This is a genomic window from Radiobacillus sp. PE A8.2 (assembly GCF_045635475.1).
GTDB lineage: Bacteria > Bacillota > Bacilli > Bacillales > Amphibacillaceae > JBJGXI01.
Map to the genome: position 1 here is coordinate 1 of NZ_JBJGXI010000022.1, position 22,721 is coordinate 22,721.

At 38.4% G+C, this 22,721-nt stretch carries 17 protein-coding genes; all 17 read left to right on the plus strand.

The window, feature by feature from the left end:
* Nucleotides 1–182: 182 nt before the first annotated feature.
* The 17 genes from ACI6MV_RS12805 to ACI6MV_RS12885 all read left to right on the plus strand — a co-directional run bounded on the left by ACI6MV_RS12805 (nucleotide 183) and on the right by ACI6MV_RS12885 (nucleotide 22,632).
* Nucleotides 183–416: a hypothetical protein gene (locus ACI6MV_RS12805; RefSeq protein WP_407270698.1), complete on the plus strand. Its 234-nt coding sequence runs from the start codon at nucleotides 183–185 to the stop codon at nucleotides 414–416.
* A gap of 495 nt (nucleotides 417–911) precedes the next feature.
* Nucleotides 912–3,419: a preprotein translocase subunit SecA gene (secA, locus tag ACI6MV_RS12810; RefSeq protein WP_407270699.1), complete on the plus strand. Its 2,508-nt coding sequence runs from the start codon at nucleotides 912–914 to the stop codon at nucleotides 3,417–3,419.
* A gap of 94 nt (nucleotides 3,420–3,513) precedes the next feature.
* A protein-coding gene (gene prfB, locus ACI6MV_RS12815; protein ID WP_407270700.1) for a peptide chain release factor 2 occupies nucleotides 3,514–4,615 on the plus strand; the annotation gives its coding sequence in 2 pieces (ribosomal slippage) (nucleotides 3,514–3,585 and nucleotides 3,587–4,615; 1,101 coding nt in all).
* Between the two features lie 192 nt (nucleotides 4,616–4,807).
* Nucleotides 4,808–5,674 carry a YitT family protein gene (locus ACI6MV_RS12820; RefSeq protein ID WP_407270701.1) on the plus strand — a complete coding sequence of 289 codons (867 nt, stop codon included), beginning with the start codon at nucleotides 4,808–4,810 and terminating at the stop codon, nucleotides 5,672–5,674.
* Nucleotides 5,675–6,325: 651 nt separating this feature from the next.
* Nucleotides 6,326–7,012, plus strand: coding sequence for a cell division ATP-binding protein FtsE (gene ftsE / locus ACI6MV_RS12825; RefSeq protein WP_407270702.1), 687 nt, complete (start codon nucleotides 6,326–6,328; stop codon nucleotides 7,010–7,012).
* Nucleotides 7,002–7,895: a permease-like cell division protein FtsX gene (gene ftsX / locus ACI6MV_RS12830; RefSeq protein WP_407270703.1), complete on the plus strand. Its 894-nt coding sequence runs from the start codon at nucleotides 7,002–7,004 to the stop codon at nucleotides 7,893–7,895. The genes ftsE and ftsX overlap by 11 nt, the downstream gene beginning before the upstream one ends.
* Nucleotides 7,896–8,071: 176 nt before the next feature.
* Nucleotides 8,072–9,475 (plus strand): murein hydrolase activator EnvC family protein, encoded by a 1,404-nt coding sequence (locus ACI6MV_RS12835; protein WP_407270704.1) that lies wholly within the window; start codon nucleotides 8,072–8,074, stop codon nucleotides 9,473–9,475.
* 138 nt (nucleotides 9,476–9,613) lie between these two features.
* Nucleotides 9,614–11,113, plus strand: coding sequence for a S41 family peptidase (locus ACI6MV_RS12840; protein ID WP_407270705.1), 1,500 nt, complete (start codon nucleotides 9,614–9,616; stop codon nucleotides 11,111–11,113).
* A 100-nt stretch (nucleotides 11,114–11,213) separates the two neighbouring features.
* Nucleotides 11,214–11,387, plus strand: a complete 174-nt coding sequence (locus ACI6MV_RS12845; RefSeq protein ID WP_407270706.1) for a hypothetical protein — start codon at nucleotides 11,214–11,216, stop codon at nucleotides 11,385–11,387.
* Between the two features lie 119 nt (nucleotides 11,388–11,506).
* Complete coding sequence (locus ACI6MV_RS12850) at nucleotides 11,507–12,682, plus strand: PDZ domain-containing protein (RefSeq protein WP_407270707.1); 1,176 nt, start codon at nucleotides 11,507–11,509, stop codon at nucleotides 12,680–12,682.
* Between the two features lie 201 nt (nucleotides 12,683–12,883).
* On the plus strand, nucleotides 12,884–14,476 hold the full coding sequence (locus ACI6MV_RS12855) for a peptide chain release factor 3 (RefSeq protein ID WP_407270708.1): 1,593 nt from the start codon (nucleotides 12,884–12,886) through the stop codon (nucleotides 14,474–14,476).
* A 635-nt stretch (nucleotides 14,477–15,111) separates the two neighbouring features.
* Nucleotides 15,112–17,094 carry an excinuclease ABC subunit UvrB gene (uvrB, locus tag ACI6MV_RS12860; protein WP_407270709.1) on the plus strand — a complete coding sequence of 661 codons (1,983 nt, stop codon included), beginning with the start codon at nucleotides 15,112–15,114 and terminating at the stop codon, nucleotides 17,092–17,094.
* Nucleotides 17,095–17,100: 6 nt separating this feature from the next.
* Nucleotides 17,101–19,977, plus strand: coding sequence for an excinuclease ABC subunit UvrA (gene uvrA / locus ACI6MV_RS12865; RefSeq protein WP_407270710.1), 2,877 nt, complete (start codon nucleotides 17,101–17,103; stop codon nucleotides 19,975–19,977).
* Nucleotides 19,978–20,086: 109 nt separating this feature from the next.
* The gene (locus ACI6MV_RS12870) at nucleotides 20,087–20,440 is read left to right on the plus strand and encodes a YojF family protein (RefSeq protein ID WP_407270711.1); all 354 of its coding nucleotides are present in this window, start codon (nucleotides 20,087–20,089) and stop codon (nucleotides 20,438–20,440) included.
* A 19-nt stretch (nucleotides 20,441–20,459) separates the two neighbouring features.
* A complete protein-coding gene (gene bshB2 / locus ACI6MV_RS12875; RefSeq protein ID WP_407270775.1) occupies nucleotides 20,460–21,116 on the plus strand; it encodes a bacillithiol biosynthesis deacetylase BshB2 in 657 nt (218 codons plus the stop codon).
* A 66-nt stretch (nucleotides 21,117–21,182) separates the two neighbouring features.
* Nucleotides 21,183–22,280, plus strand: coding sequence for a DUF4097 family beta strand repeat-containing protein (locus ACI6MV_RS12880; protein ID WP_407270712.1), 1,098 nt, complete (start codon nucleotides 21,183–21,185; stop codon nucleotides 22,278–22,280).
* Nucleotides 22,273–22,632, plus strand: coding sequence for a phage holin family protein (locus ACI6MV_RS12885; protein WP_407270713.1), 360 nt, complete (start codon nucleotides 22,273–22,275; stop codon nucleotides 22,630–22,632). Before ACI6MV_RS12880 ends, ACI6MV_RS12885 begins: the two co-directional genes overlap by 8 nt.
* The last annotated feature ends 89 nt before the right edge of the window (nucleotides 22,633–22,721 follow it).

Below are 22,721 nucleotides of genomic sequence, written 5' to 3' on the forward strand. Positions count from 1 at the left end.
TTTTAAAAAACATATAAAATAGAAAAATTGCCATTAATTATGTGTCTGTTTTTATAAATTGTTTACACAAATCACCATAACTTAGCAATTTATAGAACTAGTTTTTCAATAGTACCAATTCGATTGGTCTTTGGTTCTATGTTATAAATAAGATACTAGATCAAAGGAGGAAGTAAGATGTTATGAGCATACATACTTGTTCTGATTACGATATTGTTAGAAAGTTAAAGCAACAAGAGCGAACGATCTCTCAATTAGTCGAAATAATTGCTGTAACAAATAAGAAAGTAGCAGATTTATCAAGTAAATATGCGGATGTGGAAGCTAAAACAAAACTTCATTCAGAATCTCTTCCAAAACATGTTCCAATACAGGAACCCTCCAGTTCTTCGCTAGTACCCCACCCAAATGAGTAGCTTATCCCCGAGCTACTCATTTTTAGTGTGTATCTGCATTCCTTCAGGATTCTTGTGTTTGCCAAGGGCAAGTGTTATTATTAAATTTGGGTTATGCTTTTAGCTAGAAAATGATAGTTTATAATTAATTTCATACTATTTTTTTCACTATAAGTCCTAGCTTTATGTTGTTGTGACTTGCTTCATAGCACAGTGATGAAATTGAATCTATTGTAAGAAATATTATCAAGAAATTATTAGTTCATGCATACGTCTTTACTGAAAGTGTTTGTTCAAAAAGGTGACGAAATAGCAGCAAGAAGGTCGAGGCGGTGAAAGTCCCCGCGACCGCAGTGTAGGCTTTTCCTACATGAGGTAAGGAAAAGTGATTTGCTTTTCCATAACCGGAAAGATGAACCAACTCTAGAGTTCGCCGCTAATCATTTGGCACCTTTTTTAACAACCTCTGAAAAGAATGTATCAAAATGGAGCATGAATATAGAGGAGCGTTTTAACATGCGTGGATTGCTAAAGAAAGTACTTGGGGATGGTAACCAACGCCAATTAAATCGTCTACAAAAGATCGTTGATGAAATAGAAGCGCTGGAACCGGAAATCGAGAAACTATCAGACGATGAATTAAGAGCGAAAACAGCAGTATTTAAACAACGGTATCAAGATGGAGAACAACTGGATGATTTAATGGTCGAAGCATATGCAGTAGTAAGAGAAGGCGCAAAAAGAGTACTAGGTATGCGTCCGTTTCCTGTTCAGCTTACTGGAGCTATCGTGCTTCATGAAGGTAACATTGCTGAGATGAAAACAGGGGAAGGTAAAACATTGGCATCCAGTATGCCTGCTTATTTAAATGCTTTGTCAGGCAAAGGTGTGCATATTATTACGGTGAACGAATATTTAGCTGACCGTGATGCGAAAGAAATGGGCAAGCTGTTTGAATACCTTGGCCTTACAGTTGGATTGAATGGCAATGGCATGTCGAAAGAAGAGAAACGTGCAGCGTATTATGCCGACATTACTTATGGAACAAACAATGAATTTGGTTTTGATTACTTACGCGATAATATGGTTTTATATAAAGAGCAGATGGTTCAACGGCCATTAAATTATGCGATTATTGATGAGGTCGACTCAATTTTAATTGATGAAGCGAGAACGCCATTAATTATCTCGGGCTCAGCAAGAAAATCAGCTAATTTATATATGCAAGCTAATGCATTTGTTCGGACACTGAAGAATGAAGAAGATTACACGTATGACGTGAAAACTAAAGGTGTACAGCTTGCTGAAGAAGGTATTAATAAAGCAGAACGTTTCTTCGGTATCGAAAATTTATATGACCTTAATAATGTAACATTAACACATCATATAAATCAGGCGTTAAAGGCTCATGCCTCTATGCACCGTGATACTGATTACGTTGTTGAAGAAGGCGAAGTTGTCATCGTTGACCAATTTACTGGTCGTTTAATGAAAGGTCGACGTTATAGTGATGGTCTTCACCAAGCAATTGAAGCTAAAGAAGGCTTGCAAATTCAAAATGAAAGCATGACATTAGCATCGATTACTTTCCAAAACCTGTTCCGTATGTATGGCAAGCTTTCCGGTATGACTGGGACAGCGAAAACAGAGGAAGAGGAATTCCGTAATATATATAATATGGATGTTATTGCGATTCCGACAAATCAACCGATTGTACGTGATGACAAAGCAGATTTGATTTTCAAATCAATCGAAGGAAAATTTCGTGCAGCAGTAGATGACATTAAAGAGCGCTATGAGCTTGGTCAACCAGTACTTGTTGGTACTGTAGCTGTAGAGACTTCAGAGGTTATTTCCAAGCTATTAAAGCGTGTTGGTGTAAAGCATAATGTATTAAATGCTAAGAACCACTACCGTGAAGCAGAGATTATTGAAGGTGCTGGTCAAAAGGGATCTGTAACAATTGCAACAAATATGGCCGGTCGTGGAACGGATATTAAGCTTGGAGAAGGTGTAAAAGAACTTGGTGGACTTGCTGTTATTGGTACAGAGCGTCACGAATCTCGTCGTATTGATAATCAGCTTCGTGGTCGTTCAGGTCGTCAAGGAGATCCAGGTGTTACACAATTCTACTTATCTATGGAAGATGAATTAATGCGTCGTTTTGGGTCTGACAACATGAAAGCGATGATGGAAAGACTCGGGATGGATGATTCACAACCTATTGAAAGTAAGATGGTATCACGTGCGGTAGAATCCGCACAAAAACGAGTGGAAGGAAATAACTTTGATGCTCGTAAAACGATACTTTCTTACGATGATGTGTTGCGTCAACAGCGTGAAATTATTTATAAACAGCGTTTTGAGGTTATTGATTCAGAGAACTTGCGTGAGATTATTGAACAAATGATCTTATCTTCTGTTGAGGGCTTGGTACAATCCCATACACAAGAAGATTTAGAAGAAGATTGGAATCTTTCAGCGATTATCGAATATCTGCATGCTAACCTTTTAGAACAAGAGGACATCTCATTAGAGGATCTGAAAAACAAAGATCCAGAAGAAATGGTTGACCTGATCATGCAGAAGATAAAGCACCGTTACGATAAGAAAGAAGAGGAATTAACCTCAGAACAAATGCGTGAATTTGAAAAGGTTATTTTGCTTCGTTCTGTTGACACGAAATGGATGGATCATATAGACCAAATGGACCAATTACGTCAAGGTATTCATCTTCGTGCATACGGACAAAATGATCCGCTTCGCGAGTACCAAATGGAAGGCTTCGCTATGTTTGAGCAAATGATTCTTGCTATAAATGACGAAGTGGCCAGATATGTAATGAAGGCTCAAATCCGCGAGAACTTGCAACGTCAAGAGGTAGCAAAGGATGCGAAAGCTGTTTCTGGTGATCAGGAGAAGAAAAAAACACGTCAACCTTTTGTTAAAAGTGAAGATGTGGGCAGGAATGATCCATGCCCTTGTGGTAGCGGTAAGAAATACAAGCAATGTCATGGTGCATAAGATCAACTAAATGACAGCAATTTTGGCACTTCCTCCTAGTTAGGAAGTGCTTTCCGTTGTAGTAAAATTATATCTGTTTAATGAGGTGCTCAGGATGGAATTAGTAGAAATTAGACAAGAACTAGATAAAATGGCGAAACGATTAACTGACTTTAGGGGGTCTCTTTGACTTAGAAGCAAAGCGAGCTCGAATTGCTGAATTAGAAGAAGAAATGACAGACCCGAGCTTTTGGGATGATCAACAAAACGCACAAAAGGTCATCAATGAGGTGAATGGATTAAAGGAAATGGTCCATACGTTTGAACGTCATGAAGAGGACCATGAAAATCTAGAGGTATCCTATGAGCTTGTTAAAGAAGAAAACGATCAAGATTTACGTAATGAATTAGAAGAACAAGCGATTGAGCTTACAGCTGCGCTAAACAAGTTCGAGTTACAACTGTTATTAAGTGAACCTTACGATAAAAATAACGCGATTCTCGAATTGCATCCGGGTGCGGGTGGAACAGAGTCACAGGATTGGGCAAGTATGCTCCTGCGCATGTATACACGTTGGGCTGATTCGAAGCAATTTAAAGTTGAGACAATCAACTATTTGCCAGGTGATGAAGCTGGAGTTAAAAGTGTTACGCTACTAATCAAAGGTCATAATGCCTACGGTTTCTTAAAGGCAGAAAAAGGCGTGCACAGGCTCGTTAGAATATCGCCATTTGACTCATCAGGAAGAAGGCATACATCATTTGTTTCTTGCGAAGTGATGCCTGAACTAGATGATGATATTGATATTGAAGTAAGAACAGAAGATATTAAGGTTGATACGTACCGGGCAAGTGGAGCGGGTGGACAGCACATTAACACGACAGATTCTGCTGTTCGTATTACACACCTTCCGTCTAATACGGTAGTTACGTGTCAGTCGGAGCGTTCGCAAATCAAGAACCGAGAGACAGCAATGAAAATGCTAAAAGCCAAATTGTATCAATTAGAAATTGAAAGACAGCAGCAAGAGCTTAATGACATTCGTGGAGAGCAAAAAGAGATCGGTTGGGGCAGTCAAATTCGTTCTTATGTTTTCCACCCGTACTCGATGGTTAAGGACCATCGTACGAACTATGAGGTCGGTAACACACAAGCTGTGATGGATGGTGAATTGGATCCATTTATAGATGCTTATCTTCGAGCGACAATGAAATAAATGATCAGAGAGCACGTCTAACCTATAGACGATGCTCTTTTTTTGTATTAATTTCACACGCTATCAAGCTACCGCGGTAAAGCGCGAAAGATTGATAAATCAACGTTTACATGCCTATACCCTCATGTTATACTGCTTAAGGCTGTGGATAGATTTGAACAGCCTTCAAATACTATGGCTTGAGGTGTTTTTATGATTGCAAAATATAGACGGCAACCAATTCCGCCGTTACTAACAAATATAATTGACTATAGTCTCGTCATCATCGGTTCATTTTTTGTGGCGATCGCTTTCAACGTGTTTTTACTTCCGCATGATATTGCTTCTGGAGGCGTGATGGGCATTAGTACGATTTTATATGCACTTTTCGAGTGGCAACCGTCGATCGTACAAGGTGCACTAAATATTCCCTTATTTATTGCAGGAGTCATTATACTCGGTAAAAATTTTGGTTTAAAATCATTGCTTGGTACTTTTATTCTACCTTTCTTCGTTGAATTAACAAGTGGTTTGCAAACAGCAACACCTGACCCTCTACTCGGAGCTATATTTGGAGGAATGGGTGTAGGAATCGGACTTGGTATCGTGTTTAGAGGCAAGGCCTCTACTGGTGGAATTGATTTAGCAGCACAAATTTTGCATAAATACATTCCACTTCCTCTTGGTATCTGTGTTGCTTTATTTGATGGATTGATTGTCCTAACCGCTACCTTTGTATTTTCTGTGGAGCAAGGGCTATATGCACTCATCGCTTTATTTATCACAAGTAGAACAATTGATTTTGTACAGGTTGGCTTAAACACTTCTAAAAACGTACTAATCATTACTAATCAAGTGACACAAATTAGACAAGTGTTATTGGCCGATGTCGATCGAGGAGTTACTGTATTGCGGGGGACTGGTGGATATACAGATGAAGAAAGGCAGATCCTTATGTGTGTAGTATCGCAACGGGAATTCAGTAAAGTGACTAAAATTGTTAAAACGATTGATCCGAAAGCGTTTGTTGTTGCGATGAATGCAACTGAAGTGTTAGGAGAAGGCTTTAAAACGTCCTAAATATATGTGACAGATTATTAAACTGGTTGTACATAACCAGTTTTTTGCTTGGTAGTTTTCTAAAAGATTGATGTTATTGGGTAAAAGGAGATAGATTTGATTAAACGATTTAATCTGCGTTAACAGAAGGAAACGCTTCAGGGTTACCTTTGGGAAAGGTTGCTCGTAATGGATGCTAGACAGTTCGTTTCCCACAAGAGTGACGTATTTTTTTACAGTTAGTCATTTTCTAAACCGGATCAGAGGCAATTGCCACAGGACGATGGAGTCATTGACCACTGCCTTTATCTGTGACCAAATTGGTATTGTTTGAATTGATCTCATCAGCTTCAAAGCCACTCACCACACACCGCTGATATTGCATATTTTGCTACAACACCGGATTTAATTTCAATTAAAAAGACAAACTTTACGAAAATTATTTTAGTCGTTAGAAGACAGAATTCACTGTCTTTACAACATTAAGCACGCTTTTTAAAAAATTTACAACCTTTGAAATATAATTGTAATATTTTTGTACCCAAAAAAATCCGAATTTGATGTTATAATGAAACAGATTTCTTATTTCGACAGAACTTGCAACCTAATAGAACCTTAATAAGTAACGCAGCTATGAGTTGAAAGACATTCTACTATAAAGGTGATAATTATATGATAGAGATGAAAGAAGTATATAAGACGTATCCAAATGGTGTTTTGGCTTTAAACGGCATTGATGTTACCATAGAGAAGGGTGAATTTGTCTATGTGGTAGGCCCGAGTGGGGCTGGAAAATCTACATTTATAAAATTGATATATCGTGAAGAAAAATCTTCTAAAGGAACGATCCATTTTGATAATAAATCGCTACAAACAATGAAGTGGAAGCAAGTACCTTATCTACGTCGTGATATTGGTATTGTTTTCCAAGATTTTAAACTTCTCCCCAAATTAACTGTCTATGAAAATGTTGCCTATGCATTAGAAGTAATCGAAGAAATACCAAGAAACGTCCGACGCAGAGCGATGGATGCATTAGATCTAGTTGGATTAAAAAACAAGGCTCGTTTTATTCCAGATGAATTGTCCGGCGGTGAGCAACAACGTGTGGCAGTTGCAAGAGCTATTGTAAACCGTCCGAAGCTTTTAATAGCGGACGAGCCTACAGGTAATCTTGATCCTGAAACGTCTTGGGAGATTATGAGGATACTAGAAGAGATAAATGCTAAAGGAACAACCATAATCATGGCTACACACAGCAAAGAGATCGTTAATACGATTAAAAAGCGCGTTATCGCTATTGAAGGCGGACAAATCGTACGAGACGAGCATAGAGGTGACTACGGTTATGAAAATTAGAACTATAAATAGACACTTTCGTGAAGGTGCAAAAAATATAATTCGAAATGGCTGGATGACCCTTGCATCTATTGGAGCAGTAACGACTACCTTGCTTTTAGTTGGAACATTCCTAGCTTTAATCTTAAATCTAAACCAAATTGCTAACACATTAGAAGAAGATGTTTCGGTAAAGGCACTTATCGATTTGACGGCAAATGAGCAACAAATAGAGGAACTAAAAACAGAGATTGAACGTATACCAGAGGTCGCATCGATTACTTTTTCGACAAAAGATCAGGAGTTAAACGCTTTGATTGAAGAATTAGGCGATGAAGGTAAGACTTGGGAGTTATATGAACAAGACAACCCTTTAAATCATGCTTATATCATTAAAGCGACAAATCCAGAAGATACAGCAGTAGTTGCTAGAAACGTAGAGACTCTAGCGAATGTGGAAGATATAGTATATGGAGAAGACACGGCACAGAAGTTATTTACTTTTAATAACTACGCTAGAAATGTAGGACTTGCTCTAATTGCTGGTCTCATATTAACAGCTGTATTCTTAATTTCTAATACTATAAAAATTACGATTGTTGCAAGAAGCAGAGAAATAAGAATTATGAAATTGGTAGGTGCAACGAACAACTTTATTCGATGGCCATTCTTTGTAGAAGGAATGTTGCTTGGATTACTAGGCAGTATTATTCCAATTATTATTCTTGTAAGTGGATATCGTTATCTTGATATTAATGTAGAGCTTTTAAGGCAATATAGCTTCATTCAAATATTACCATTCAATCCATTTGCATGGCAATTGTCTTTACTAATTATTGGGATTGGAACTGTGATAGGGATTTGGGGAAGTGTTATGAGTGTACGTAAGTTCTTGAAAGTTTAGATAAATAGATTCAGTCAAATTCATAATACTGATTTTTAAACTATTGATATCCACATAAAGTTTGATTACCCCGTTTCCGAACTATATGTGGATATGAATAGCAATGTAAGGTAATTATGAAATTGACTCGATTGATAGATAAATAGAATTGGCAGAGGGAAGGAGCACGGATGCGAATGAAGAACGTATTTACTTATAGTGGTATAATTATTATCCTATTAGCGACACTACTACCTAGTGCTGACCGAGTGGCTGCTGAGGGAGTTAATGAAATAACGAACCAAATAGACGAATTGAAAGAAGAAAAGAATAATATTGAAAGTAACTATAATAGTATAAATGACAAAAAAAGCGATACCGATAAACAGCTTCAAGAAAACCTTGTACAACAGCAAAAAGTGACGGAAGAAATCCAGAAGATCAGCAATGAATTAGCAGATACACAAGCAAAGCTGCAGGAAAAACAACAAGAGATTGATGAAACTACAGCAGAAATTACAACTACTAATGATGAAATAACTCAATTGATGACTGAAATTGCCAACTTAGAAGAACGAATTGCTAAACGCGAAGAACTATTGAAAAACAGACTCCGTAATTTACAACAAACCGGAGGGGACATAAGTTATTTTCAAGTGTTAATGGGCTCTAAAAGCTTTGGTGATTTTCTAAATCGGGTGACGGCAGTAACAAAAATTATGGATCAAGACAAAAGTATTATCGAAACAAATAATCAAGAAAAAGCGGACCTAGAAACGAAACAGAATTCGTTAGAAGTAAAGCAAGCTGAATTAGAAGAAACGAAGCTAGCTTTAGAAAATCAACAAAGCGAATTAGTAACGATTAAATCTTCTCTTGATACACAAGTTGCAAATAGGCAACAATTGATGTCTCAATTAGAAGAAAAGGAACATCAATTAGAAGAATATAACGTAACATTAGAAATGGAACAAGAAGTTTTAGCAAATGAAAAAGTAGCTTTGGAAAAAGCTATTCAGCAAGCACAAAATAAGAAAAAACAAGAGGAAGAGCGATTAGCAGCAGAAAAAGCAGAAAGAGAACGATTAGCACAATTAGCAGCGGAGAAAAATCAAGATAATCAAAGTGATGAATCAAGTGTACCAACTACGCCAACTACACCATCAACACCATCAACACCTCCAAGTAGTGGTGGACTGTTCGGATGGCCAGCAGGTGCAACGTATGTTAGTTCTGAATATGGTAATCGTTGGGGTGATTTCCACAAGGGCATGGATATTGCTGCTGGTGGCACGGTTCCTATCTATGCGGCAGAAGATGGTGTTGTGTCCATGGCTAGACATTACAACCGTTCATCTGGATGGTGGTCATTTGGGAACTTTGTGATGATTACACATTATATAAATGGACAACAGTACACAACGGTTTATGCTCATATGAGAAGCTTAAATGTGTCTTATGGACAAACAGTAACAAGAGGCCAACAAATAGGGGTTATGGGTAATACTGGTAATTCTACTGGTCAACACTTACATTTTGAAATTCATAAAGGTGGATATGGTTCTAGTAATACGGTTAATCCAAGATCCTATCTATATTAATATTATTTGACATGAAATGGACAAGTGTGGCATAAACTAGAATAGAAAAAGACATCGCACGAAAAGTTGTGGTGTCTTTTTGTGCCATACATAGACACGTACACAACAAGGTGAATCAAATGATTGAGGTGAATAAAGTTGAAGCTACAAAAAGTCCATATAGTCCTAATTATGATCGCGGCTTTACTGCTTGGTGCTATAGGTTCCTTTGTTGGAATACAGTTAGCAGGGCTAGACGATCCGAAGCAAATAACAAATCAAGACCAAACTCAACAGAATGAAAATGGATTGACGACGGAAAAACAACAAGAGCTAATCGATAATATGCAAAGTGTGGATGAATTAAGTAAAATCTCTCAAGCGTACCAGTTAATTCAGGACCAATATGTACAAAAAATCGACGACAATAAGTTAATCGAAGGTGCCATTCAAGGTATGCTCGATTCATTGGATGATCCATATAGCGTATATATGGATAAAGAAACCGTCGAAGAATTCACGCATCAAATTGAGTCTTCTTTTGAGGGTATTGGTGCTGAAGTAAGTATGGTAGAAGGTAAGCTGACGATAATCGCACCGATAAAGGATTCACCTGCAGAAGCTGCCGGCTTAATGCCTAACGATCAAATTTTGAAAGTAGATAATGAAACACTAACAGGTCTGGACTTATATGAGGCGGTCTCCAAAATTAGGGGGGAACAAGGGACGAAAGTTAGTCTTGAGGTTCAACGTCCTGGTGTAGAGGAATCAATAACGGTGGAACTTGTAAGGGACGATATTCCGGTCGAAACCGTATATTCGGAAACCACTACAGTTGACGGTAAAAAAGCTGGTATCATTGAAATTACATCTTTTTCAGAACAAACGGCTCAACGTTTTCAAGAAGAATTAAATAAATTAGAAGAACAGGGGATTGCCGGCTTAGTAATCGATGTTCGTGGTAACCCCGGGGGTTTATTGCCGGTAGTACAAGATATATTGAAACTGTTTATCACAAAAGATACACCTTATCTACAAATTGAGGATAGAGATGGAGAAAAGTCTCGGTATTTCTCTGAATTAGAGAATAAAAAAGACTATCCAATTAGTGTGTTAATAAATGAAGGAAGTGCCTCCGCCTCTGAGATTTTAGCAGTTTCAATGAAAGAAGCGGGAGATTATGAAGTTGTTGGTACGACTAGCTTTGGAAAAGGAACAGTGCAACAAACAAAACCAATGGGTGATGGCAGCACGATTAAATTGACTCGCTTTAAATGGTTGTCTCCTGACGGCAATTGGATACATGAAAAAGGTGTAGAACCAACCATACAAGTAGAACAGCCCGAATATTATTACACGAATCCGATTCAATTTAATGAAGAACAGGATTCGTTAGCGTATAATCAAAGTAGTGATAAAATAAAAAATGTTCAAATCATTCTAAAAGGATTAGGATATGATCCCGAGCGAGAAGATGGCTACTTTAGTGAATCAACAACCCAAGCGGTAGAAGCTTTTCAGAAAGCGAATGAATTACCGGTTACAGGAGAAGTTGACGTGGAAACTGCCGAAAAGTTAGAAGTTAATATTATTGAACAAATAAGAAGTGGCGAGCATGATAATCAAAAAGCAAAAGCATTAGAGGTTTTATTTAAATGACGTCATAAATAAATTCGCGAGGTACTTCTCGCGGATTTATTTTTATTGAGCGTATTTTTCGGAAGGCTTTGTTGTTTTTACAGTTCGTAATTTAGCTAGTATGCGTCGTAATTTGGAGAGTGCTTGTACCGCTCCGGAAAGCGACTGCCTGGAGCGGAAATCACGAGCACTACGTTACGACGAAGTTTACTTCTTCTACGCAATAACAACAACTATTTCGAAAACAACATTTGAAAAACTACTAAGTTATTTTCACCGTAATCAAGATGATTAATTGGTATAATGAAGTTATATAATATTAATTCATTTAGGCTGTTGGCAGGAGAAAAGATACAAATTATCGAATGATTAGAATAGGGTAATGGACTGTACTTGGGGAGGAGAAAAATCGCTATGGAGGTATGGTTAATAGAAGTATTAAAAGGACTAGGCAGACTATTTATTAATCCACTATTATATTGGTTTCTTATTATTACGTTTTTAGCCTCTTTAGCACGTATTAAACAGGAACGAAAGTATTTTGGGACAAAGATTTTTAATGTTTTTTCTGAATGGCGGAACATGTGGACGACCTCTTTACTAAGTGGTTTATTCATATCAATTGTTGCGATTAGCATTGGGATCGTTCTTCAATATCAATTGCTACTCTTATTATTTATAGCTTTACTGTTACTTTCATTAACGAGAAAATTCACGATGCTGTCTCCTGCTTATTCTATTGGGATTAGTGTGATTATTTTGCTGCTTTTACCTTTAATGAGTAATTTTTTGCCTAGTAGTTGGCTTGTACCATTTGATCAGGTTAATGTAAGTGGTTATGCAATTATTTTAGGTATATTGTTAATTACTGAAGCATTATTACTGTTACGAGTGAAACGAAACGATACTTTTCCAGAGTTAATGAAAAGTGGTCGTGGTAGATGGGTGGCACAACATCGAATTAAACGGATTGCTCTGATCCCTTTTTTTACGGTTATTCCTATTGGAGATATCGAACCATTCGCAAGTTGGTGGCCGGTCTTTACTATTAATGCCGAAAATTATGGACTTGTCCTAATACCGTTCTTAATCGGTTTTGATATGGTTGCTCGTGGGACTATACCATTAAAGCTCACACATAGGTTATCACAGTCGATCTTAATTTTGGGCATGTCAACGGTTGGTTTAGGTGTAGTTAGCATATATATCCCTTATGTTGCAATCGCAACAATAGCTGTTGTACTAGTAGTTAGAATCATTATTTCCATACGCTTGCGAACAGCAGAACAGCAAAAACAACCGTCATATACACCGGATCCCAAAGGCTTAATTATCTTAGGTGTGATTCAAGGTTCACCTGCAGAGCGTCTAGGTTTACTTATCGGAGAACGGCTTGAGAAAGTAAATGGTCAGCTGGTAAGAACGGAGCCTGAGTTTTACAAGGCATTACAGATAAATAGTGCTTTTTGTAAGCTAGAGGTCAGAGATGATCGTGGTGAAATACGATTTGCCCAGCGAGCAATGTATCAGGGAGAACATCATGAACTAGGTATTATATTTGCGAAAGAAGATTATCTCGTAAGAAAATAAATTCCTAAGCATATGCTTAGGGATTTTGTTTCTGAAATGTGAGTTGACTTTTTATTTACGTCCATGCTATGTTTTGATGGTGTGTAAAGTGCAGAATTAAAGGAGAATTATTGAAATGTAAATCCCTTTGCTAAATTGAAATCATATAGTATTGATGATCATATATTTTTACAGAAGGAATAGAATGGAAGGGATTTTTTGATGAGCTTACATGAACAAGTAAATAGACGTAAAACATTTGCAATCATTTCACACCCAGATGCGGGGAAAACAACATTAACAGAAAAATTATTATTGTTCGGAAACTTGATCCGATCCGCGGGTACGGTTAAAGGTAAAAAATCAGGAAAATTTGCAACATCAGACTGGATGGAAATCGAAAAACAACGTGGGATTTCTGTTACATCTAGTGTAATGAATTTCCCATATAAGGATTACCAAGTAAATATATTGGATACTCCTGGACACGAAGATTTTAGTGAAGATACGTACCGGACGTTAACGGCTGTTGACAGTGTTGTCATGATTATTGATGCAACTAAAGGGATTGAGGCACAAACGATAAAGCTATTTAAAGTATGTCGGATGCGCGGTATTCCAATCTTCACCTTTATTAACAAGCTAGACCGCGAAGGTAGAGAACCATTAGATCTTTTAGAGGAAATCGAGCAGGTACTTAATATCGAAACATATCCAATGAACTGGCCGGTTGGAATGGGCAAACGATTTTTAGGTATTTTTGATCGATACAACAAACAGTTTGTTAAATTTAACGGTAATGAAGCTGAGACGTATATTCCGTATTCAGAATTAGATAAACCCGAAAATCAGGAGCTAGTCTCACAGGCGACTTATCAAGAAACAGAGGATGAACTATCGCTATTGGACGAAGCTGGTGACCAATATTCAATCGATGCTATTTTACGCGGCGAGCAAACACCGGTATTCTTCGGTAGTGCACTGGCTCCGTTTGGTGTGCAAACCTTTTTTGACACGTTTATTTCGATGGCACCATCTCCAACTGCAAGAAGGTCTACGGAAGGGTTAGTTAGCCCGGATAATCCGGATTTTTCAGGGTTTATTTTTAAAATACAAGCGAACATGAATCCTGCACACCGTGATCGAGTAGCTTTTATCCGCGTATGCTCTGGAAAATTCCAACGTGGAATGACAGTTAAATTGGCTAGAACGGATAAACCAATCAAGCTATCACAGTCACAGCAGTTTGTTGCCTCAGCGCGAGAAACGATTGAGGAAGCCTACGCTGGAGACATTATCGGAATATATGACCCGAATATTTATCGAATCGGTGATACGATCTTGGAAGGTAAAGAATCGTATACGTATGATGAGTTGCCACAGTTCCCACCGGAATTATTTAAAAAGGTAACTGCTAAAAACGTGATGAAAGCTAAACAGTTTAGAAAAGGATTGGAGCAGCTTGTACAAGAAGGGGCAATCCAGCTTTATAAAGGACATCGTACCGAATCTTTTATCATTGGAGCGGTTGGTGAATTACAGTTTGAAGTGTTCCAATATCGTATGAAAAATGAATATAATGTTGAAGTTATGCTTGAATCAGTAGGCGAAAGAATTCCGCGTTGGCTACAAACGGATAAAATTGACTCTTCAATCTTTGATGAGCGAAGCATGCTCGTAAAAGATCGAGAAGACCAATTCGTCGTTTTGTTTAAAAATGATTTCGCATTACGTTGGTTCCAAGATAAACATCCAAAAGTTGAACTAATTGATTTGTTTGAAGTAAATCAATACGATCAAAGCTACGCAGAATAATCAAAAGCGCCTTTTCGTTTAGGAAGGGCGCTTTTATAGTTGATGCAACATGAGTGGACAAGGTTGGCAATGAGTTGATGGCCGGCAAATTATCATAACCGGAATCTCCGGCAAAATGGGCATGTCTATCTGATTAAACTGTCAAAACCCACTCACATGCGACAGATATCTCAGCTAAGGTAATCCAAAACTGTCGAAACCCACCCACATGCGACAGATATCTCAGGTAAGGTAACCCAAAACTGCCGAAACCCACCCACATACGACAGTTTTTACTAGCAAATACCAATCGTTTCCATACAGCCCCTTCATTCAGATTCATCTTAGTAGCGACAGCCGTTTACCTATTCTTCTCATGAATGTAAAGTGAAAGTTAACTTCAGTTCTGTTTTACAAAAAAAGGCGGTAGGACATATTTCTAAAAAAATGCAGACAAACATGATAAGGTAAGAAAAGGACAACTTCTTCTGAAAAAACAGTCGAATGTTTGTTCGTTTTTTTATTTGTGTAGTATAATGGGTATAGAAAATAGTCGATACGTTTTCAGTGTTCCAATTCAGTTTAATGGGAATACTGTAGTATTCAAAATAAATCAATGGTAAGACATATAGAAACAAAGATACGGAGGTAGTTTTGTGATTAATGAGTTTGAGTTAGTTTCGAATTATAGTCCGCAAGGCGATCAACCGAAAGCAATCGAGGAAATGGTAAAAGGGATTAATGAAGGTAAGCGGCACCAGACCTTGCTAGGTGCGACGGGTACCGGAAAGACATTCACCGTCTCGAACATTATAAAAGAAGTAAAAAAGCCAACCTTAGTAATTGCACATAATAAAACACTTGCTGGACAGCTTTATAGTGAATTTAAGGACTTTTTCCCAAATAATGCTGTGGAGTATTTCGTCAGCTACTATGATTATTATCAGCCAGAAGCATATGTACCGTCATCGGACACATTTATAGAAAAAGATGCGAGCATTAATGATGAAATCGATAAGCTACGACATTCAGCAACGTCTTCGTTATTTGAACGGCGTGATGTCATCATCGTTGCTAGCGTTTCCTGTATTTACGGTTTAGGTTCACCGGAAGAATATGGTAGTCAAGTGGTTTCAATTCGTGTAGGTATGGAAAAGGATCGCGATCAGTTGCTGCGTGATCTGGTAGATGTGCAATATGCAAGGAACGATATTGATTTCCATCGGGGGACCTTTCGTGTTCGTGGTGATTCTGTTGAGATTATTCCTGCTTCGCGCGAGGAGCATTGTGTTCGTGTGGAGTTTTTTGGGGATGAAATTGACCGGATTAGAGAAGTTGATGCTTTAACTGGTGAAATTATTGGTGATCGTGAACATATTGCGATCTTTCCAGCTTCCCACTTCGTAACCAGAGAAGAAACATTGAAGGTTGCAATTGAAAATATTGAAAAAGAATTAAAGGACCGTTTAAAGGAACTGCGTGATAACGATAAGTTGTTAGAAGCGCAACGACTTGAGCAACGGACGAATTATGATTTGGAAATGATGCGTGAGATGGGTTTTTGTTCTGGGATAGAAAACTATTCAAGACACCTTGCCTTTAGAGAGCCAGGTTCGACGCCTTATACGTTGCTAGACTACTTTCCAGAAGACTTTATGATTGTTATTGATGAGTCACATGTGAGCTTGCCTCAGGTACGCGGCATGTTTAATGGTGACCAAGCGCGTAAACAAGTACTAGTGGATCATGGCTTTCGCCTACCATCGGCAATGGATAACAGACCGTTAACATTTCCAGAGTTTGAAACAAAGGCGAAACAAATGATTTATGTTTCTGCCACTCCGGGCCCATACGAGCTTGAGCATACACCGTATATGACGGAACAAATCATCCGACCGACAGGTTTATTAGACCCAGAGGTATCTATTCGTCCAATTGATGGACAGATTGATGATTTAATTGCAGAAATAAACGAGCGAACAGCAAAAAATGAACGTGTACTAGTGACCACACTTACGAAAAGAATGTCGGAGGATTTAACCGATTATTTGAAAGAGATTGGGATTAAGGTTGCTTACCTCCATTCCGAAATCAAAACGTTAGAACGAATTGAAATCATTCGTGATCTGCGTGTCGGTAAATACGATGTGTTAATCGGGATTAACTTGTTGAGGGAAGGTCTTGATATTCCAGAGGTTTCATTAGTAACGATTTTAGATGCTGATAAAGAAGGCTTCTTACGTTCAGAACGTTCCCTGATCCAGACAATGGGAAGAGCAGCGAGAAACGAAAACGGAAGAGTTATTATGTATGCCGATAAAGTAACCGACTCGATGAAAAAAGCAATCGATGAAACATATCGTCGTCGTGCGATCCAGCAGCAATATAATGAAGATCATGGCATCACACCGCAAACGATTAAGAAAGAAGTACGTGACGTGATTCGTGCGACGGTAGCAGCAGAAGAAACGGATGCGTATCAAACAACAACAAGCAAGCATGCAAAATTGTCTCGAAAAGAAAAAGACAAGTTAATCGAACAAATGGAACAAGAAATGAAGCAAGCTGCTCGCGATTTGAACTTCGAGAAGGCAGCAGAATTGCGTGATGTTATTTTGGAATTAAAAGCGGAAGGATGATCCTACATGGCTAACAAAGTAATAGCAGTTAAAGGGGCACGTGCCCACAATCTAAAAAACATTGATGTGGAAATCCCAAAAGATAAGCTCGTTGTACTAACAGGTTTATCTGGTTCAGGTAAATCATCTTTGGCCTTTGATACGATTTATGCAGAAGGCCAGCGACGTTATGTGGAATCTCTTTCTGCTTATGCGAGACAATTTCTTGGTCAAATGGATAAACCTGATGTTGACGCGATTGAGGGTCTATCACCGGCCATTTCCATCGATCAAAAAACGACGAGCAAAAACCCACGATCAACAGTAGGAACAGTTACAGAAGTGTATGACTATTTGCGTTTGTTGTTTGCGAGAATCGGGCGTCCAACTTGTCCGAAGCACGGTGTAGAAATTTCATCACAAACCGTCCAGCAGATGGTAGACAGAATCTTAGGTTATCCAGAAAAAACAAAACTACAAGTTTTGGCTCCTGTTATCTCCGGCAAAAAAGGGGAACATGTCAAAGTTTTAGAAAATTTAAAGCAAGAAGGGTATATTAGAATTCGGGTCGACGGAGAAATGCGTGAGGTATCCGAAGATATAGAACTTGAGAAAAATAAAAAGCACTCGATCGAGGTAGTCATTGATCGAATCGTTGTGAAAGATAGTATTGCGACAAGACTAACAGATTCGTTGGAAACAGCATTACGTTTAGGTGAAGGAAAAGCAATTGTCGACGTTATCGGTGAAGAGGAGCTGTTATTTAGTGAACATCATGCTTGTCCGATTTGTGGATTTTCAATTGGCGAATTAGAGCCAAGATTGTTTTCCTTTAACAGTCCATATGGTGCATGCGGCAGGTGTGATGGATTAGGAACGCAATTAGAGGTGGATTTGGATTTAGTTATCCCAGATTGGAGCTTGTCACTTAAAGATGGTGCAATAGCTGCATGGGAGCCTACGAGTTCCAATTATTATCCACAAATGCTCAAAAGTGTCTGTACGCATTATGGAATTGATCAGTCAATCCCAATCCAAGAAATTCCTAAGGATCAGTTAGATAAAATTTTATACGGAAGTGGTAAGGAACGAATTTTCTTCCGTTATGAAAATGATTTCGGTGCAATACGGGAAAATGAAATTCTTTTTGAAGGCGTCGTAGCAAATATTGCACGTCGTTATAAAGAAACATCCTCTGATTTTATCCGTGAACAGATGGAAAAATATATGGCACAGAAGCATTGTCCAAAGTGTAAAGGATATAGGCTGAAGGAAGAAGCCTTATCGGTACTAATCAATGGTTTACACGTAGGGAAAGTAACCGAGATGGCCGTCACAGACGCCAAACAACTATTCGCTTCCCTTACATTAACAGAGAAGGAAACGCAAATTGCCCGCATGATATTGAAAGAAATTGAAGATCGATTAACATTTCTAATCAATGTTGGATTAGATTATTTAACGTTATCCCGTGCGGCAGGAACTTTGTCTGGTGGGGAAGCACAACGCATTCGGTTAGCAACGCAAATTGGTTCGGCCTTGACCGGCGTATTATATGTACTTGATGAGCCTTCCATAGGTTTACATCAGCGGGACAATGATCGCTTAATTTCCACGTTGCAACGGATGCGAGATTTAGGCAACACCCTGATCGTTGTCGAGCATGATGAAGATACGATGTTAGCAGCTGATTGGTTAATTGATATTGGTCCTGGTGCAGGAGAACACGGTGGGAAAATCGTAGCAAGCGGTACACCTAAAAGTGTTATGAAGGACAAAAAATCACTAACTGGAAAATACTTATCTGGAGAGAAATTTATCCCGCTTCCGAAACAGCGACGCCAAGCTGACGGCAGACAAATCGAAATCATTGGTGCAGAAGAAAACAATCTTAAAAAAGTTAGCGCCCAAATTCCAATTGGACTGTTTACAACGGTTACCGGTGTATCAGGCTCCGGAAAAAGCACGTTAATTAATGAAATTTTGCATAAGAGTTTATCTATGAAACTTCATCGTGGCAAACAAAAGCCAGGGAAACATAAGCGAATTAAAGGTGCAGACCATCTTGATAAGGTGATTGACATTGATCAATCACCAATTGGAAGAACACCTCGTTCTAATCCAGCAACGTACACAGGTGTATTTGATGATATTCGTGATGTGTTTGCACAAACGAATGAAGCTAAAGTTAGAGGTTATAAGAAAGGCAGATTTAGTTTTAATGTCAAGGGTGGACGCTGTGAAGCTTGCCGTGGTGATGGTATCATTAAAATAGAGATGCACTTTTTACCGGATGTTTATGTCCCGTGTGAAGTATGTCATGGAAAACGATATAACCGAGAAACGCTAGATATTAAATATAAAGGTAAAAATATTGCCGAAGTTTTAGAGATGACGATTGAAGAGTCGCTGGACTTTTTCGCTAACATTCCGAAGATTAGAAGGAAGCTGCAAACGATCTTTGATGTCGGACTGGGCTACGTACGTTTGGGTCAACCAGCAACGACGCTTTCTGGTGGGGAAGCACAACGTGTGAAATTGGCAAGCGAACTGCATCGCAGGTCGAATGGCAAAACGCTTTACATCCTTGACGAACCGACGACCGGCTTGCATGTTGACGATATAGCCAGACTTTTAGTCGTCCTCCAACGTCTTGTAGAAAACGGCGATACGGTGTTAATTATTGAGCACAATCTTGATGTGATTAAAGCGGCTGATCATATTATTGACCTCGGACCAGAGGGTGGAGATAAAGGTGGGCAGATCATTGCTTCTGGTACGCCAGAAGAGGTTGCCGAACAAACGCAGTCTTATACAGGATTTTATTTGAAACCAATCTTAGAAAGAGATCGTACTCGTATGAAGACATTGATAGAAGAGAAAGAAAAAGTTGCGCAGCAATAAATGCACATAAGGCTTTAAATTTAGTTTTTCTAAATTGTTTATCCTTTGACGCTTTTATTGAATTTGAGTAAGGTAAACATAATAGCATGAAAGAAGGGGGGATTGTGTAATGGAAACAATAAGTATTAATACCGTACAATCTGAATTAGATCTTTTACAGGATAAAGAGGTATATATACACTTAGAAACGACAAATGGCGCATATGCTAGTCACAATGATGAGAAAGCATATAACGTTGGTGCCTTCATTCGTAATGCAAAAATTACGTATAATCATTCCAAAATTGTTGGTGAAGACAGTAGCTTTCGAATTGGATTAAAACTTGCAATTGGATGGGTATATGCAGAAGGATTGTCCGTCTGGGAGAAGGACGGTCAGGGACGTCTTCTGATGGCGGGACACGATCGTGAAGGACGTCTCATGGTAGCTTTACAGATCGGTGAAACGCCGTTTAATTATTAATGAGGGAGAAGTGAATCTAGTGGAAAAACACGTAGTAGTTATTTATCCCCATCCTGATGACGAGGCATTTGGAGCTTCAGGAACAATTGCCAAATTTAGAAAAGATGGTGTACCGGTTACGTATTTATGTGGAACTCTGGGTGAAATGGGAAGAAATATGGGAAATCCAACATTTGCGAACCGTGAAACGTTACCCGAGATTAGAAAACAAGAATTGCTAGAAGCATGCAAGGTGTTAGATATAGATTTACAAATGCTCGGATATCGAGATAAAACGTTAGAATTTGAATCAAGAGATGAAGTAGCTACACGACTAAAGGGTATTCTTGAAGAAATTAAACCAAGCTTAGTAATTACGCATTATCCAGGATATGCAGTACATCCTGACCATAATGCTTTTGGAGCGGCTGCGATTGAAGCGGTAAGACGCATCGATGCTGATAAGAGGCCAGAACTGTGGGCACAAGCTTTTAGCCGTGACCACCTTGAAAATTTAGGGGATCCTGATGTGATTGTTGACATTTCAGAGGTGTTTAAGAACAAGATGGAAGCAATCTTAGCTCACAAATCACAAGCACAAGGTGTGTTAGGTGGGATGAGCACTGAACAATTAGATTTAGAGGCAATTGCAAAAGAAAGATTAGGTGACGAACGGTTCTATACGTGGAAGTTTTAACAGAAGTTGTGTGAAACGATTAAGAAATATCATGTAAGCATTCCACAATAGTGAGGATGAGATTGAATGAATGATGAGCGAAAAAAAGTATTAAAAATGATAGAAGAAGGTTTAATAAGTTCAGAGGAAGCGGAAGAGCTGTTAGACTCATTGGAAAAAGCGAAACAAGCTGATGAGCAGGCTACCACTTTGTCAAAGCAGGTCAATTGGGATGAACAATCCAATCAAAAGCAAAAATCTACCTCCACAGGAAAGAAAGCAAGCATTCTCCAATTTGTCGAGGAAGCTTTTCACAAAATAAAGCATGCAGATTTAGATTTTAATTTTGGTACGTATTTTGATGTTTCCCATATTTTTCATCATGATGCCGCTCACTTAAAAGACGTTGACATTGATGTTTCAAATGGTAATGTAGACATTCAACCATGGTCAGAACAGGATATTAGAATTACGTGCAAAGCGAAAGTGTATCAGGTTGAGAATCAAGACGAAGCTCGTCGAACATTTCTTGAAGGCTCAGAGTTAAAAATCGATGGTGGGGTTATGCGGTTTTATATACCATCAAAGCAAATCAAAACGAATATTACTATTCATGTGCCTAGACAACAGTATGCTAAAGTTAGCGTTCGCTTGTTCAATGGTGCTGTAGATGTAAAAGAGTTAGAAATAAAACAGCTACAAACACAGACTAAAAATGGTGCGTTAAACGTTGAAAAAGTAATTGGTGACAAGTTGGAATTAGAGACAACTAGTGGTTCAATAAAAGTGAAGCAAGCACAGTGTCAAACACTGGAAGCCGAAACGATTAACGGTTCGGTCAAGCTGAATGGTGCATTTGAAAAGGTTGATGCCCAAACTGTCAGTGGCAGTATCCATTGTGATTGGCATGGAAATAATGCTCGAACCGCGTTTATTAAAACAACAACAGGTAGCATTCGGTTAACCGTTCCTCAAAGCTTGGAAGTTGACGGACAGTTAAAAACAAACATCGGCTCCATTCAATGCGACATAAACAACTATCACGTAATAGAAGAGAAAAAAGAAATGCTGCAAAGACAATTGCATTTCACAACATACAATGCCAAGGAAGATGTATTGTTTATGGAAGCAGAAGCAAAGACTGGATCGATTTGGGTCCGTGCTAAGGAGGATTTTGATGCTTAAAAAATGGCTTCTATCCTTACTTTTTAATGCTGTGGCACTTGTTGTTGTGGCCCAGCTGTTTGATTCATTTATTGTAGAAGGTTTCGGAACCGCACTACTCGCAAGCTTGATTTTATCAATTCTTAATACAATCGTACGACCAATTCTAGTTGTATTGACGTTGCCAATTACGATTATATCTTTAGGCCTATTTTTATTTGTTATTAATGCTTTAACATTAATGATTACACAATCCTTAATCGGAACTGCATTTGAAATAAATGGGTTTGGAACTGCCTTTGTTGCTGCGATCATTCTTTCACTGATAAACTTAATACTAAATCGTCTTTTTAAAGATTCGTTAAAAGACTAATGTACAATGGAAACGCAGGTCATAAGCACCTGCGTTTTGTTGTTCATAGTAAGTACTGCATTTTTTCTAAGTCAAGCGGCTAGCTTATC

Coding starts and splice junctions, on each gene's coding strand:
- ACI6MV_RS12885 (WP_407270713.1), top strand. CDS start 22,273: ATGCTTAAAAAATGGCTTCTATCCTTACTTTTTAATGCTGTGGCACTT.
- ACI6MV_RS12880 (WP_407270712.1), top strand. CDS start 21,183: ATGAATGATGAGCGAAAAAAAGTATTAAAAATGATAGAAGAAGGTTTA.
- secA (WP_407270699.1), top strand. CDS start 912: ATGCGTGGATTGCTAAAGAAAGTACTTGGGGATGGTAACCAACGCCAA.
- ACI6MV_RS12845 (WP_407270706.1), top strand. CDS start 11,214: ATGCGTCGTAATTTGGAGAGTGCTTGTACCGCTCCGGAAAGCGACTGC.
- ACI6MV_RS12850 (WP_407270707.1), top strand. CDS start 11,507: ATGGAGGTATGGTTAATAGAAGTATTAAAAGGACTAGGCAGACTATTT.
- ACI6MV_RS12805 (WP_407270698.1), top strand. CDS start 183: ATGAGCATACATACTTGTTCTGATTACGATATTGTTAGAAAGTTAAAG.
- ACI6MV_RS12820 (WP_407270701.1), top strand. CDS start 4,808: ATGATTGCAAAATATAGACGGCAACCAATTCCGCCGTTACTAACAAAT.
- uvrA (WP_407270710.1), top strand. CDS start 17,101: ATGGCTAACAAAGTAATAGCAGTTAAAGGGGCACGTGCCCACAATCTA.
- ACI6MV_RS12835 (WP_407270704.1), top strand. CDS start 8,072: ATGAAGAACGTATTTACTTATAGTGGTATAATTATTATCCTATTAGCG.
- ftsE (WP_407270702.1), top strand. CDS start 6,326: ATGATAGAGATGAAAGAAGTATATAAGACGTATCCAAATGGTGTTTTG.
- ACI6MV_RS12855 (WP_407270708.1), top strand. CDS start 12,884: ATGAGCTTACATGAACAAGTAAATAGACGTAAAACATTTGCAATCATT.
- ACI6MV_RS12870 (WP_407270711.1), top strand. CDS start 20,087: ATGGAAACAATAAGTATTAATACCGTACAATCTGAATTAGATCTTTTA.
- ftsX (WP_407270703.1), top strand. CDS start 7,002: ATGAAAATTAGAACTATAAATAGACACTTTCGTGAAGGTGCAAAAAAT.